A 15474-nucleotide genomic window follows, 5' to 3' on the forward strand; every position below is an offset into this window, starting at 1 on the left:
CCTATAACAGGTTAATGTTGGGTATGAAGCTATTCGGGATTACCTGATCAGGGTAACTGTTCCCTTGGCAAAAACAGACTTCCCGGTATAATCAACCCCTTTTACCACCCATACAAAAGTGCCACTTGCCTGTTCTTTACCGCCGATCTTTCCATCCCAGCCCTTGCCATTAGTTGTAGTGCTGAATACCAGTTCTCCCCAGCGATTGAAAACACGGAAATATTCGATGTTCAAAATACCTACAGCAATTGGCCGGAATACATCATTTTTTCCATCGTTGTTGGGAGTAAATGCTGAAGGAACAAAGACCTGTGGGTTGGTTTTAAAAATTTTAACGGTTACAAAGTCCGAATCAGTGCAATTGTTTTCGTCAACAACGATCACCCTGTAGGTAATACTATCGAAGCTGCCATTATATATCCCTATAGGATTATGTATATCATCACTGCTCAGGGATGTCTTTGGTGACCATGTATAACTTTCGCCTCCGCTTGCATTGAATAATAAAGGTTGATTGACCACTACAGAAGTATCATTCCCTGCAAAGGCCTTAACCTTTGGATAAACAGTTACAAGGATAGTATCTCTGCCTGGTTTTGGACAGCCTATGTTATCTAAAACTGTCAATACGTAGGAAGTGGTATTTGCCGGGGAAGCTACAGGGTTTAAAGAGTTTGGATCATTAAGTGAACTTGTTGGCGACCAGGTAAAAGAACTCCCTTGTATGCTTGCATGTAATTGTGCAGAGGTTTTAAAGCAAACAGCAGTGTCGGCGCCGGCATTGGATGCTGGGTAAGGTACTGTAGTTACAATCACATCATCTGTTGCTTTACATCTTCCAATTGTTGCTGTTACCTGGTATGTTGTGCTGCCTGCTGGCAGGGCATTAGTAACGGCAGTATTAGGATTTTGTATGGTAGCTGCGGGTGACCATACATATCGCAGTCCATCGCCGGTAGCGCTTAACTGCACCGAATCTGTAAGGCAGATAACCGTGTCGCCCCTTGCTTTTAATGTAACAAAATTTACTACCCTTACCTGCACTGTATCATTATTAATGCAGCCATTGTCGTCCAGTTGAACCGTATACCTGGTAGTAGTAGTTGGGTGTACAAAAGGGTCAGCACTTGATGGGTTGATGATGTTCACAGCCGGCGACCAGCTGAAAGATCCAATACCACTGGCATGAAGTTGTAATGTATCACCGTTACATATGAGCGTATCTTGAAAAGGAAGTGTTAGAACTGGTTTATCAATAATGTCAACTGCTTTATAAACAGTATCACGGCAACCTTTACTGTTGGTGACAATAAACCGTACATTCTTTGTGCCTGTTTTGCTATAAGTATAAATTGGGTTTTGTAAATCGGAAAGATCGTTTTGAACATCAGGATCGCCAAAGTCCCAACTCCATGAATCTATCAACCCATACCTTGTCTTGGTAGTATCAAAGAACTGGGTTGGTTTATTAACGCAAATACCTGAAGATGTAAAACCAGGAAAGAATCCTGGGTAAACTTTGATCCTGGAGATTGCACTGTCGCTGCATTCTTCACCACGATTGATAGCAAGTTTAAAAACATAGGTGCCCGTATCGGCATAGGTATGAGTAGGATTTTGTAGGGTTGAGGTAAAACCATCACCAAAATCCCAGAAGTATGATTTGATCAGAACTGAAGCTGGGGCTTCATTTCCAAATGTATAAGTAAATCCGTCACAGGAAAGGTATTCCTGTTTAAGTGCTGCATCAGCTACATTACAATCCCCAACTTTTATCTGGAGGTCTTTTCTTTGGGTTGCAATGGGTTTTCCATTGCGGTATTCCGTAACGCAAACTGTCACCACGTAGATACCCACAGAGGGTGCAATACCGCAGATCATACCAGTCTTGGTATCAAGGGTTACATTAGGTCCTAATGGAGATTCTCCAAAATAAGGCCTGGAATAAGGTACAGAAATATAGGGAGGACTTGATGGGTCCGGGGCGGGATCATTGGGTGAACCTCCAAGGTATGCGCCACAAAAACTGTAAGCCAAAGAATCTCTTAAAGAAGGATCATTGCTATCGGGGTCTGAAGCGCTAAAGTCATAACAAAAATAATTATTAGCGCATATTATTACCGTATCTCTCCCGGTGAACCTTGCGCTATTGTTAGCTGGTCCATTTGCAAGGATGGAAGTGCCGGGTATCTCGGCTATATAAGTGGCACCAACCTGGTTAGAACCTATAAGGTTGTTGATCCCTGCTATCCTGCAGCATCTCTGGTAAGCTACAGTATAGCCATTAGCAACACCTGGAAGTGTAACATCAAATTCGTAATAGCCCACCTGGTAGCAAACATCCGGAGGATTTTGAATACATGGACTTGGCGCGCTGAGATCCAGGGTAACAGTTGGGTTTTTTTCAATGTCCTTCTGCCATACCAAGCTGTTATTTGAATTATTGAATATGGCAATGCTGGCAGACGGATCTAATTGTGCTGATCCAGGGGGCGCATTACAATCCCTGTAAAGCTTTAAAACTACATGATAGGTATAATTGTTCCCTGACTGTGAAACAAGGGTATAATACATTTCCCCACCAGTGATATGATTGGCATTGGCTGCAATAGCTCCGACGCAAATTATAATAAGCAGGAAAAGTTTTTTCATTCTGGCTGAGTGGTCTTTGTAACGCTGGCGATATAGTTTCTTAATAAACTGTCGGCTTCCACTCTTTCTTCAATCATTCCCATATGGCCGGATTCGTTAAGTATATGAATATACGAAAGTTCAGGAAGGTAAGATTGCTCTAACCCCTCCCTTAAGGGAACTGCGGTATCATATTTTCCAAAAACAAATAAAACCGGCAAATGGGTCTGTTTTAATATTTCTGTCCTTTCTGGCCGATTGATCATTGACACATAATAAGAAACGAGTGCTGCAGCAGAAAAGTTGTGTGAAGCACTAATTTGATCTTCAATAAGGTGCGCACTTTTTTCCTTTGTAACAGGGCTGAATAAATTGGGTATGCTGGTCTTTAAAAACTCGAAGGGTCCATGGCTTTGAATGAATTTGATACCTTTTTGCCGTATTTGTTTCTTTTCTTCACTATCTGCAAAGGCAGTTGAATGAAATAAGCCAAAACCCCTGAGCATATGGTGGTACTTTTCCGCAAATGCAAGGGTAATATACCCACCCATGCTATGACCTATCATAATAACCGAATGAGGCTCACCCTCTTTAAAAAAAAGTGAGGCGGTTTCATGTTCAATCAATGCTTTTATTGATTCTGCTAAACCCTCCATACTCATATCATCAATGATTTCAGAGGCACCGCTTCCGGGTAGGTCTGGTATGATCAATTTTAATGCAGGGAAAGCATCATACTGATTTTGCCATACATTTCCGTCTTCCCCAAAACCATGGAGTAGTACTACAACAGCTCCTTCCCCTTTGCAACGATAAGCAAGCTTTTTACCCTTTATTGTGATCTCTTTCTGTTCCATATGATGGATTTTTAGCTAAGTTCCAACTTCTCCAGGCTATCAGTAAAGCAATTGGAAGCAGGGAAAGGTTCAATTGCTGCGGAAGAAAGAACCATGTAATGATTAAAATAATACTGAGCCAGAAAACAGACTTGAAATAACTGGATACCCATAAGCTTCTTTTGCCTATGAAAAAAGCCAGAATTACATGAGTTGGCAATGCCCAGGCAAGATTATAATTATTGCTGGTAACAGTATGATCTGTACCAAACCACATAAAAAGCAAAAGCAATCCTGCAAGCCCCAAAATGAAAAAGAAAAGGAAATCAAATATGAGCAAGGCCCTGGAAGTTCTTTTTCCTTTTTTCAGCGAAAGGAACAGAACAACAAGGAAGAGTAAGGTAAAACAAACCATTGGCGTAAATATTCCAGAACTGGCTAGTGGAGAAGGCATGGTTAAAACCGGGGCTGGAGCTGAAACCAAATACTTGCCATTTACGCGGGCACTGTCAAATCCCTTAAGCAAATAATCGGGTAGAAACATAGACTGCAGGTTGGTAACCTTGCGGTCCAGTTTTGCACCTAATAAAATATCAATGCCTAACTTGCTCCAGGGTTCATGACCCTTGTCCAGGTAACTGTGTATCAGGTTCCTGAAGCTGGGGACATTGGCAGGTAGAATATTATTAAAAATTACAGGTGATGCGGTATTGTTTGCAACAATATCCCTTGCTCTTGTAGTGCAGTTGTCAAAAAGGAAATCATATTTGTAATGCCTGTTTTCCTCTAAGGCATTAATTTGTAAAGCACTGTATAACTTTATTTTTTCAGCACACGATAATTGAAGTTCCTGTTCCACTACGCTTCGGCTTTCCACGTGGTAAGTATAAAGGAAATCGGGGAAGGCTTCCACTGACAAAGAATACAACAATTTTCCACGAATGAATTTGCTATAAAAATCCGGAGCAAATTCAAATGTTCCATAATTGTATACTGCATCTACACCCGCCAGGCTATCCTGCACCCTTATTGCGGTATGGCCAAACGTTGAATACAGTTCTTCACCCGGAGCACAGGTGAGTAAGGTTATCCTTAAACTGCAATTTTTTAAGGAATCAGGAGCTTGCCGGGAAAAGGAAGGGAAGCAAAGCCAGACTAATAAGTAAAGCGCAAGTAAAAGCCTTTTCAATAGATCGTTTTGTCTGGGCAAGATAAGTAAACAGCTTCTTGTTTTAAAGTTAAAAGAACACTGGCATCTTTTGACTATTTTAGAAAAGTGAATTCCAGGGAAGAAATAGAAAAAATGCAACAGGAATTGCAGGAACTGCATCGGACAATAAAGCAACAGCAGGAACAGATCATTTTACTTTATAATAAACTGGGACAATTGGGTGGTAAAACCCATGTAGTTCAAAAGAAAGTACAATTTTCCCTGGAAAACTTTATTGGGTTGAAATTGATTCATATCATAGGCATTATTGTATTGGTGATAGGCTTATCGATTGGTGTTAAATATGCTATTGATAAGGATCTCATCTCAGAAGGAATGCGCATCGGGCTTGCTTACGGAGCAGGATTAATTCTATGTTTACTTTCCGCGAGGTTAAAAAGCAAATATCTCCTTTTTAGTGCCATTCTTTTTAGTGGCGGCATGGCATCTATTTACTTTACTACTTACGGGGCATTTGTTTACTATTCCATGATGCCTTTTTCCATTGCTTTCATCATAATGATCCTGCTTACTGTTTTTGTGGTTTATCAGGCTTTGGTATATAATCATGAAGAGATAGCATTACTTGGCCTGGTAGGAGCATATGCCATTCCGTTCCTGATTAGCAAGAACAGCGACAAGCCTGAGCTTTTATTTTTATATATTACAGTAATTAATATTGGCACTATTTACCTGGGTATAAAAAGGCCATGGAAAAATGTGGGTAGAATTGCGCAGGCAGTAACATGGGTATTGTTCTTAGCATGGGCAGCTAGCAGGTACAATGTGAAAGATCAATGGGTAGGATACTTGTTTATGGTAGTTTTTTATTTGCTGTTTGTCTTCAACGCTTTGTCTGGCAAAATATCCGGGAAAGTAAAATTGCAAAAGGAAAACTTTTACCAGTTATTATTGAATAACCTTGCTCTTTATATTGGCTCCTTATTTATCTCCACTCCTTCAATGAATGTTCACTCCCTGGCCCTGGTGACTTTTATTAATGCCGTGGTTGCAGCAATTCTGGCCGTTGTATTGTATTCGGTATGGAAGGAAAAACAATCCTCATTAATAATAGGAGCTTTCGCCTTCTTCTTATTCATTCTTTTTATCGCATTCCAATGGACAGGATTAACAGTTACGTTTTTGTGGTTGTTAGTGGCTTTACTCCTTTTTGCAGCAGGAGTGATGCGCAAACTGAAAATCCTGCGCATGGGTGCCATTGTTCTGTTGGGAATAACTCTTTTCAAACTGGTACTATTTGATAGCCTCACTTTCACTACTGTTCAAAAAGTAATTTCCTACCTGGTGCTGGGCATATTGTTGCTGGTGGTATCATACCTCTATCAAAAATACAGGCACCGCATGTTCAATGAGGAAGCGGAAAACTAAGTATGTGCTATTACTTCCTGCTATAATTCGGTGCTTCCCGGGTGATCTCTACATCGTGTGCGTGGCTTTCCCGCATACCGGCATTGGTGATCTTCACAAAACTTGCTTCTTTTAGTTCGGCAATGTTTTTAGCTCCGCAATATCCCATACCGGCTCTAAGGCCACCTACAAACTGGTAAACGATTTCTTTTAATAATCCTTTATAGGCTACGCGTCCTTCAATGCCTTCAGGGACGTATTTTTTTACATCGGCTTCTGGGTCCTGGAAGTAGCGATCACTGCTTCCAACCGACATGGCACCTAAGGAGCCCATGCCCCGGTATTCCTTGAATTTCCTGCCTTCATAAATAATGGTATCACCAGGGCTTTCTTCAGTTCCTGCAAATATGCTTCCCATCATAACACAATCAGCACCGGATGCCAGCGCTTTTACCATATCTCCGGTGTACCTGATGCCCCCGTCTGCAATCAGTGGAATACCTCTTTTAGACAATGCTGCATTGGCCTGCATAATGGCAGTCAGTTGTGGAACACCTGCTCCTGCCACTATTCTTGTTGTGCAAATAGAGCCAGGGCCAATACCTACTTTAACAGCATCAGCACCCGCGTCAGCCAGGGCATCTGCACCTGCAGTAGTGGCAATATTCCCTGCTATGACATTAATATGTTTGAAATTCTTTTTGATGTCTTTCAGCGCATCTATAATTCCCTTACTATGGCCATGTGCGCTGTCAAGGCAAATAACATCGGCACCTACATGTTGAAGTGCTGCAACCCGGTCCATCAGGTCTTTAGAAACACCCACAGCAGCACCCACCAGCAGTCTTCCTAAGGAGTCCTTAACGGCATTAGGGTAGGAGGTAACCTGTAGGATATCCCTGTAAGTAATCAAACCAATCAGCTTCCCTTCCTTATTGACAACAGGAAGCTTTTCAATCTTTGTCTTATGTAAGATGGCTTCGGCTTTTTTAAGGTCAGTACCTTCCGGAGCTGTTATAAGGTTTTCTTTGGTCATCACTTCACTTACCTTCCGGTGCATATCCACCTCAAAGCGAAGATCACGATTGGTAAGAATACCTGCCAATTTTCCACCCCCATCCACGATGGGGATACCACCTATCTTGTTTTCTCTCATCAAATGCAAGGCGTCACCTATTGTAGCATCCACTGTTAGCGTAATGGGGTCAATGATCATTCCACTTTCACTACGCTTCACTTTCCTGACGTGTTCAGCCTGCCTTTCAATACTCATATTCTTATGAAGCATACCGATGCCGCCTTCTCTTGCAAGTGCTATTGCCAGGGATGCTTCTGTTACAGTGTCCATTGCCGCTGATAACATGGGAATATTTAAAGTAATATCCCTTGTAAGCTTTGTTTTTATTTCTACATCACGGGGGAGTATCTCAGAATGCGCCGGAACCAGCAATACATCGTCAAACGTTAAACCTTCAATGAAGTTTTTGGTAGTGGAGTTTGTTGCCATGTGCAAAGATAGGTGGCTGCCTTCAAAATTCAGAAATATGGAAATGTGAAAATTAAATTCACACCTAAATAGCAAATTATATGCAGCGAATAAGCTTACAATAATTTATACATCTTACCTGGCATCGAACCAATTACAGACTGCAGTTCAAGATTTAAAATAGCAGCAGCAACAGCACTGCTGCTTAATCCACTGCTGATATTGATTTCATCAATATGAACTGATTCTTTTTGTTTTAATATATCTATTACCTGCTTTTCTTCCGGTGTAAGTTCAATAAACAGTTCTTTTTGTTTTTTTACTTTCTTTTTCTTCTCCTGCCACCCCATTATATCAAGTAATTGAGCTGCATCTGTAAGTAGAATAGCTTTATTATTCTTTATCAAATAATTGCAACCCTTGCTTTTTGTATCAGTAGTTCTTCCCGGCACTGCAAATACATCCCGGTTATAAGCATCCGCCAGTTTTGCCGTGATCATGCTGCCCCCTGAAACAAGGGTTTCCACCACAATGGTAGCATCAGACATTCCGGCAACAATGCGATTTCGTAAAGGAAAATTATGTTTGTCAGGTAAGGTGCCACTGAAAAATTCGCTTAATATGCCCCCATTCTGCAATGCCATATCACGGGCCAGACCCTTGTTGACAGATGGGTAGATCTTATCCAGTCCATGACCAACAACGCCTACCGTTGGCAGATCATTCTTCAATGCCGCCTTGTGTGCATAGGCGTCAATACCAATGGCCAGTCCACTTATGATTAAAACCTGTTGGGATGATAATGCAGCAATCAGGTCTTCAGTGTATTGTTTGCCATATTCGGTATTGCTCCTGGTACCAACTACAGCCACCACTTTAGAAGCGTTGAGGTCTGCGGTGCCTTTATAAAATAGCAAGGTTGGGGAGTCATAGCAATTGAGCAATCGTTGTGGATATTCAGGGTCTGTAAGAAATAAGGTCTTTATTTTATATTTTTCAATGAACCTAAGTTCTGCTTCAACCAGGTAAAAGTCATTAAATGTCCTTATGCTGTTGGCCCTTACCATTCCAATGCCTTCCAGTCTTTCAAGTTCTTTATGTGGCGCTTTAAAAATGGTAGAAGCATTTCCAAATTGCTGCAATAATACTTTTGCATGTACATCTCCTATATTGGGTACCAGTGTTAATGCCAGTTGATAGAATAATTCCGAACTCATAACCTATAGAGTTACAATTTCGGGATTTTTGTCCTGTCACAAATAATTTCTATAAATAATATTATAAGTGCTGCCTGATTGTTATTTAATTAAGCTGAATCATACAAAGAATTGCACTTACTTAGCTACAATTTTCAATTCAGTGCGCCTGTTTTGAGCCCTGCCTTGTTCAGTTGAGTTAGCAGCAACAGGTTGTGTAGCACCAAAACCTTTAGCTATTAAACGGGCCAGGGAAATACCTTTACTGTTTAAATAACTTACTACCGCTTTTGCCCTGTTCTCTGAAAGTTTTTGATTGTCTGCGGCCTTTCCAACATTATCAGTGTAGCCTTCAATTTGAATCTTTACCGTTGGATTTTCCTGTAACAATTGCACCACCTTATCCAGTTCTACCTGTGATTCAGGCTTTAATTCATATTTGTTGAAATCAAAAAAGATATTCCGAAGTACAATTGTTGCATTTATAGCTATTGGTTGCAAGGGTATGTCTTTATTATAGGTGGAATCCGGTGACCTGTCCTTTAAAGAATAATTATCAGAATAGAACAAATACCCTCGTCTTGCCACATTAAAGGCATAGTCTTTTCCAACAGGAAGGGTAATCATATAGTTCCCGGTTTCGTCTGTTTGTACCCGTGAAATAGTTTGCCTGGATGCCAGATCAATCAATTCTACTGTAGACGGCAACCCTGTGGAAGTGTTCTTGTCATACACTTTACCTTTAACCCATAAAGTTCTTGCAGGGCGAATGTCTTCTCTTAACTCAAACTGGTAAATATCAAGGCCGCCCTTCGTATCACTGCGGTCACTGGCGTAATAGGCAGTTTTGCCATCAGAGGCAATAAAAAGTGTTCCTTCATGGCTAATCGTATTGATAGGATAACCCAGGTTCTTCGGTTGGCCCCATTTCCCATCATTTCCTTTTCTAACTAAAAAAAGATCTTCCTCGCCATATCCCTGCAGCCCTGTGGAAGCAAAATACAGTGTCTGGTTGTCGGCATGAATAAACGGAGAGGTTTCATCCCCCGCAGTATTGATCTGTGGGCCAAGGTTTTCGGGTTCGCTCCATTTACCTGTCGGGCCTAAGTGTGATACATACAGGTCACTGCCACCATAGCCACCAAAACGCCTGCTGGAAAAATACAGGTCTCTTTTGTCGGGGGAGAGACAAGGCTGGGAGTCCCACTGGTCGCTATTGATCTTTCCACCAAGGTTAATGGCTTCGCTCCACCCTTCATTGGTCTGGTAAGATATATATAGATCACAACTTCCAAAACCATCAGGGCGGTTGCAACCGGTGAACACTAACCAGTTGCCATCCTGTGAAATGCTTTGTGCGCCTTCATTTTGAGGAGTGTTGATGCTGCCATTCAGCCGGAATGCTTTTCCCCAGGTGGTGTCTCTTTTATGGCTGGCAAAAAAGTCTTCATTATAATTATTCAGCCTCCTGGTGAATATCAGGGTTTTTCCATCAACAGGCATGGATGGAAAGTATTCAGATTCATTTGTATTGATGCTATCACCCAGGTTATAAGGTGCGAATACATAATTCCTGGCTGGGTGGGCTTTAGCATATTCTATCGCAAAATTGAAGGCCTTCAGCCTATATTCTGAGGCTTTCCGGGTATTGCTGCCTACACCTGGTCTTGACAACAGGGATTGCAAACTATTGGCAGCTTTCTCAAATTCTCCCATCCCGGCAAGATTGATAGCATAGGGCAGCTGGTAATCAGCAGTGTAGTTCGAGTCTAGTGCAAAAGCTTTTTCGTAATACCCGGTACTTTGTTTGTATTCCTTTAATTGCCCGTAAACGCCTCCCAATGATAAGTAAGCATCTATATATCGACCATCCTTTTGTATAGCATCCTGCAACAATTGAATGGCTTCCATGTAATTCCCTGCCTGCGCCTTCTCTATCCCTTTTTCATACACAACAATTGCTTTTTTGTTAATGCCAGCAGCATCGTACTGTCCAAAAGCATGTAGGTAAAAACCAGGTATAAAAAATAATAATAGGGTATAAGTGAGTTGTAACAGGGGGCGGTTCTTCATCTGATGAAGTTAAAAACTATTCCCATGAAATGAAATGCCGACTGCAGATTTAACAATAATCGAAATGGTTAGAATTGATCTAATAAATGCACTTGATCAGGGCACATTAATATACTTGTGGATCTGAAGTGAAAGCTGCCATTGGGGGTGCGCCTTTATATAATCTATAATCATTGGTGTGACCAGTGCTGCTTTATCCCATTCCGGTTGCAGGTAAAGTTTGCATCCAGGGGATACCTGGTCCGCCCATTTTTCAGCCCATTCAAAATCAGATTTATTAAATACAACTACTTTAAGTTCGTTAGCCTTAATTACCACTTCCGTAAGCGGGGGTTTAAACTTTTTTGGAGAAAGAGTGATCCAGTCCCAACTTCCTGACAGAGAGGAACTGCCTGAAGTTTCCATATGTGTTTTCAACCCGGCATCCTGCAGTTGGCGGGTCAATTCCTGAAGGTCATGCAATAAGGGTTCGCCACCCGTGATCACTGCAATAGGCGACCCGGCCTGTTTAACCTTTTCAACTAAAAATTCAATTTCCAGCAAAGGGTGCCTGGTACTATCCCAACTGTCTTTTACATCACACCATACACAACCCACATCGCAACCCGCCAACCTGATAAAATAAGCAGCTTTCCCCTGGTGAACGCCTTCTCCCTGAAGTGTATAAAAATGCTCCATTACAGGAAGTGCGGTAATGGGTACTATTTCAATGGTTGATGACATGGTTGACAGGCCGTTCACTTATAATTGGAGCTTAAATTGTCTAAAATCGTTGACATTTATTTTACTTCTTCTTCCTCATAATGCTTCAAAGCACATGCCCTAAAAGTATTTTTCATTAGGGCTGCAATGGTCATTGGGCCCACACCGCCAGGGACGGGGGTTATGTAAGAGCATTTTGGAGCTACGTTTTCAAAATCGACATCTCCGCTTAGCCGGTAGCCTGATTTTCTAGATGGATCTGGTACTCGGGTAATGCCAACATCTATAATTACGGCCCCTTCCTTTACCATGTCTGCAGTTATAAAACCCGGGCGTCCCAAAGCCGCAATAATAATGTCAGCATCCAGGCAGATCTCCTTCACATTTTTGGTATGAGAATGACAGATAGTGACCGTGCAATTTCCAGGATAACTATTACCACTCAATAAAATACTCATTGGTCTGCCAACTATATTACTTCTTCCAACCACAACAGCGTGCTTCCCTTTGGTTTCAACTTTATAATGTTCCAGCATTAGCATGATGCCATAAGGGGTAGCTGGTATAAAACTCGGCTGTCCCAGTACCATACGCCCCACGTTATTGGGATGAAATCCATCTACATCTTTTAAGGGGTCAATGGAATTAATGACCTCTTCCGGGGAAATATGATCTGGTAAAGGAAGCTGAACCAAAATACCATGCACATCAGGATCCGTATTGAGATCCTGGATAATATCAAGGAGTTTAAAAGAAGAGATAGTATCCTCAAGTCTTATCAGGGTCGATTTAAATCCAACTTCCTCGCAGGCTTTTACTTTTGATGCTACATAGGTCTCACTGGCACCATTATTTCCAACTAAAACAGCCACCAGGTGAGGCACTTGCCTGCCCCTTGAAGCCAATTGGGCCATCTCCAATTTGATAGAATCTTTTATTGCCTGGGAGGCTTCTTTCCCATTTAAAATTTGCATGGCGCAAAAGTAAGAAAGGAGCCATTGGCAAAACAAATTTTATCATATATCTTAACAACCAAACTTACTGCGTGAGAAGACTATTTATTTATTTCTTCTTTCATCTTATTGCCAATACTATTGTTCATGGTCAATCCATTCGAAGCAGCATGGCTGCTCCTATAGCCCAGTTGTTGACCTATAGTTCTGTACATCATTCGCCCTTTAATATGGTTGCTAACCAGGCAGTACTGGCCAGGTTTGATAACTTTTCCGGGGCAGTATATGGAGAAAAACGTTTTGCATTGAAGGAATTAAGCCAGTACACAGGCATAATCAGTTTTCCTACATCCTCGGGCAATTTTGGTGTAAGTGTTGATCATTTTGGCGACCTGCCGTACAATGAAACAGGGGTTGGCTTAGCCTATGGCCGGCAATTAAGTGAAATGATTGATATTGGGGTGCAGTTTAATTATTACAATTTTCAGACACAAGGATATGGTTCAGCTTCATCCATCAATGTGGAAGGCGGCATACTATTCCACCTTAGTGAAATTTTCAAAGCAGGATTTCATATCTATAACCCTGGTGGCAGTAAAATAGGTAAAGAGGTTACTGAAAGTTTGCCATCTGTATATTCCGCTGGTTTTGGATATGATCTTACTCAAAAAGTTTTTATAGGGGCTTCCATAGAAAAGATGGAGGGTCAGCCCTTGAATCTGAATGCTGGCGTTCATTATTATTTCGAAGATAAGTTGTCAGCTTGCGGAGGAATTAATTCTGCAAATTCCAGCTATTTCATTGGTTTTGGAGTACTGGTGAAAAACCTTCGCCTTGATATCATAGCATCCATGCATCCCCAGTTAGGCATTAGCCCGGGATTACTATTAACATTTAGTCCTCCCCCAAAAGCACAGTCAAATAATAATGAATAGGTTTTTCTTTCTTTTTGGTGTGCTATTATGGGCATCAGTTGTTGTGGCCCAGGATGTACCCGTAAAAACGCAGGAACAGTTGGAAAATATTGCGGAAGCACGAGAAGAAGAGGATGAGCAGGATGATAGCTATTTATTGCAACTGGAATATTTTTTAAGGAATCCACTTGACCTGAACGCTGCTTCTGAAGAGGAACTGCAAGGATTAAGGTTATTGAATGGATTACAAATTTCCAATCTTCTCCATTACCGGCAATTTGCAGGAAAGCTGATCAATAAATATGAACTACAGGCAATACCTGGGTGGGATGTGTTTACTATTAACAGAATTCTTCCTTATATAACCCTCAGCAGTGCAGTTCCAGTATTGCAGGACCTGGCAGGTAGATTTAAAAATGGTAACTATACCATATTGTCAAGTGCATCCAGGATATTAGAAAGATCCAAAGGATATGACGCCTCTTTACCCAATCATTACCTGGGAGATCCTAACCATATATTATTCAGGTACCGCTATCAGTACAAAAATTTGTTGCAATATGGCATTCTGGGAGAGAAAGATGCCGGGGAGCAATTTTTTAAAGGTGCACAGTCTAAAGGCTTTGATTTTTATTCCTTTCATCTTTTTATAAAGAACATTGGAAAGATCAAAGCATTAGCCTTTGGAGATTATACCGTCAGCCTGGGGCAGGGGCTTATTCAATGGCAATCATTTGGACTGGGAAAGGGAACAGATGTTATGGGTGTGAAAAGGCAGTCGCCTATTTTATTACCTTACCGCTCGGCCGGGGAATTTAATTTCAATAGGGGTATGGGTATGACCATAGGTATTAAAAAATGGGAGACCACAGTGTTTTTTTCGTATAAAAAGATGAATGCTAACCTGGTTGATTCTATCCAGGCATTTTCAAGTATACTGTATTCTGGACTCAACAGAACTAATTCGGAGATCAATGATAAAAACTCCGTGGTTGATCTTTCGGCAGGAGGTAATATAAGTTATCATTCCCCTGGGCTTAAAATTGGTGTCAACTCTGTTATTCACCAGTTTTCCATTCCTTTTCAAAAAAGGAAGGAATTATACAATCTCTATGCTTTCGCTGGCAGCACACTATATAATGGTAGCATAGATTATTCTTTTACCATCCGGAATATGCACTTTTTTGGCGAAAGCGCTATAGATAAAGATCTGAACCTCGCACTGGTCAATGGTTCATTGATCAGCCTTGACCCAAAACTGGACATATCACTTGTTTATAGATCGTTATCAAAAGCATATCAAAACATTTTTGGAAATGCTTTCACTGAAAATTCATTGCCTGTAAATGAGAAAGGTTTATATACAGGTATTGTTCTTAGGCCATATACCGGCTGGCAGTTGAATGCCTATGCTGACATGTTTTCTTTTCCATGGATAAAATACAGGGTAGATGGCCCAAGCCAGGGAAGAGAGTATATGCTGCAACTGGAACACCAGCCTTCTAAAGAAACAAGTATCTACCTGCTCTATCGCAATAAGAACAAACCTTTGAATGATACGGTTGGAGGCATGAAGTTTCCCGTAGATAAGATCAAACAAAATTTCAGGGTCCATGTGGCAACTCAATTACGGAATGGCTTAAACTTCAAAGCCAGGCTGGAAGCTTGTTGGTATAATTATAATAAACCTGATGCCGAACAAGGCTTCCTTGGTTTTATTGAAGGCTCAAAGAAAGTTGGAAAGTGGAGTATAGGTACAAGACTTCAATATTTTGAATCTGATGGATACAACAGCAGGATCTATGCTTACGAAAATGATGTACCGTTCAGCTTTAGTATTCCGGCTTTTTTTGATACAGGGTTTCGTTACTACTGTAATATTCATTGTAAACTAAGCAAGCAATTGACTTTTTCCGCACGCTGGGCCAAAACGATTTTCCATAACACTCAAACCATTAAAACCGGACTGGACCAAATCAATGGAAATGCACAATCAGAAATACGGGCTCAATTACAGTTGAGCTTATAAACCAGGTGCATAACTTCATTCCCAATCTCATCTACCTGTGTGCAGCATTACTTTCTCCTTATTGTCTATTCTAGTT

Annotated in this window: 11 protein-coding genes; 3 read left to right on the forward strand and 8 right to left on the reverse strand. The window is 41.2% G+C overall.

Annotated features, from left to right (window positions below; all coding sequences use genetic code 11):
- Positions 1–39: 39 nt before the first annotated feature.
- Genes BUA53_RS15215 through BUA53_RS15225 form a run of 3 tightly spaced genes read right to left on the reverse strand, consistent with a single transcriptional unit; the run spans position 40 to position 4656 of the window.
- A complete protein-coding gene (locus BUA53_RS15215) occupies positions 40–2652 on the reverse strand; it encodes a PKD domain-containing protein (protein ID WP_072836253.1) in 2613 nt (870 codons plus the stop codon).
- Positions 2649–3488, reverse strand: a complete 840-nt coding sequence (locus tag BUA53_RS15220) for an alpha/beta fold hydrolase (RefSeq protein ID WP_072836254.1) — start codon at positions 3486–3488, stop codon at positions 2649–2651. The genes BUA53_RS15215 and BUA53_RS15220 overlap by 4 nt, the downstream gene beginning before the upstream one ends.
- Positions 3457–4656 (reverse strand): lipoprotein N-acyltransferase Lnb domain-containing protein, encoded by a 1200-nt coding sequence (locus BUA53_RS15225; RefSeq protein WP_072836255.1) that lies wholly within the window; start codon positions 4654–4656, stop codon positions 3457–3459. The genes BUA53_RS15220 and BUA53_RS15225 overlap by 32 nt, the downstream gene beginning before the upstream one ends.
- 87 nt (positions 4657–4743) lie before the next feature.
- Between BUA53_RS15225 and BUA53_RS15230 the strand changes: the two genes are divergently transcribed.
- Entirely contained in the window at positions 4744–6066 is a 1323-nt protein-coding gene (locus tag BUA53_RS15230) for a DUF2339 domain-containing protein (protein ID WP_072836256.1), read from the forward strand.
- Between the two features lie 10 nt (positions 6067–6076).
- On the opposite strand, the gene guaB is transcribed toward BUA53_RS15230, so the two are convergent.
- The 5 genes from guaB to BUA53_RS15255 all read right to left on the reverse strand — a co-directional run bounded on the left by guaB (position 6077) and on the right by BUA53_RS15255 (position 12476).
- Entirely contained in the window at positions 6077–7552 is a 1476-nt protein-coding gene (guaB, locus tag BUA53_RS15235) for an IMP dehydrogenase (protein ID WP_072836257.1), read from the reverse strand.
- A gap of 95 nt (positions 7553–7647) precedes the next feature.
- Complete coding sequence (gene dprA, locus BUA53_RS15240) at positions 7648–8748, reverse strand: DNA-processing protein DprA (RefSeq protein ID WP_072836258.1); 1101 nt, start codon at positions 8746–8748, stop codon at positions 7648–7650.
- 117 nt (positions 8749–8865) lie between these two features.
- Positions 8866–10800, reverse strand: coding sequence for an OmpA family protein (locus BUA53_RS15245; protein ID WP_072836259.1), 1935 nt, complete (start codon positions 10798–10800; stop codon positions 8866–8868).
- 96 nt (positions 10801–10896) lie between these two features.
- Positions 10897–11523 (reverse strand): 7-carboxy-7-deazaguanine synthase QueE, encoded by a 627-nt coding sequence (locus BUA53_RS15250; RefSeq protein WP_072836260.1) that lies wholly within the window; start codon positions 11521–11523, stop codon positions 10897–10899.
- 56 nt (positions 11524–11579) lie between these two features.
- Complete coding sequence (locus BUA53_RS15255) at positions 11580–12476, reverse strand: bifunctional 5,10-methylenetetrahydrofolate dehydrogenase/5,10-methenyltetrahydrofolate cyclohydrolase (protein WP_072836261.1); 897 nt, start codon at positions 12474–12476, stop codon at positions 11580–11582.
- Positions 12477–12547: 71 nt separating this feature from the next.
- Between BUA53_RS15255 and BUA53_RS15260 the strand changes: the two genes are divergently transcribed.
- Complete coding sequence (locus BUA53_RS15260) at positions 12548–13390, forward strand: PorV/PorQ family protein (RefSeq protein WP_139256464.1); 843 nt, start codon at positions 12548–12550, stop codon at positions 13388–13390.
- Positions 13383–15398 (forward strand): ComEA family DNA-binding protein, encoded by a 2016-nt coding sequence (locus BUA53_RS15265; RefSeq protein WP_072836263.1) that lies wholly within the window; start codon positions 13383–13385, stop codon positions 15396–15398. The genes BUA53_RS15260 and BUA53_RS15265 overlap by 8 nt, the downstream gene beginning before the upstream one ends.
- Positions 15399–15474: the final 76 nt, after the last annotated feature.

Source organism: Flavisolibacter ginsengisoli DSM 18119, assembly GCF_900129295.1.
Taxonomy (GTDB): domain Bacteria; phylum Bacteroidota; class Bacteroidia; order Chitinophagales; family Chitinophagaceae; genus Flavisolibacter; species Flavisolibacter ginsengisoli.

Coding starts and splice junctions, on each gene's coding strand:
- BUA53_RS15215 (WP_072836253.1), bottom strand. CDS start 2,652: ATGAAAAAACTTTTCCTGCTTATTATAATTTGCGTCGGAGCTATTGCA.
- BUA53_RS15220 (WP_072836254.1), bottom strand. CDS start 3,488: ATGGAACAGAAAGAGATCACAATAAAGGGTAAAAAGCTTGCTTATCGT.
- guaB (WP_072836257.1), bottom strand. CDS start 7,552: ATGGCAACAAACTCCACTACCAAAAACTTCATTGAAGGTTTAACGTTT.
- dprA (WP_072836258.1), bottom strand. CDS start 8,748: ATGAGTTCGGAATTATTCTATCAACTGGCATTAACACTGGTACCCAAT.
- BUA53_RS15245 (WP_072836259.1), bottom strand. CDS start 10,800: ATGAAGAACCGCCCCCTGTTACAACTCACTTATACCCTATTATTATTT.
- BUA53_RS15250 (WP_072836260.1), bottom strand. CDS start 11,523: ATGTCATCAACCATTGAAATAGTACCCATTACCGCACTTCCTGTAATG.
- BUA53_RS15255 (WP_072836261.1), bottom strand. CDS start 12,476: ATGCAAATTTTAAATGGGAAAGAAGCCTCCCAGGCAATAAAAGATTCT.
- BUA53_RS15265 (WP_072836263.1), top strand. CDS start 13,383: ATGAATAGGTTTTTCTTTCTTTTTGGTGTGCTATTATGGGCATCAGTT.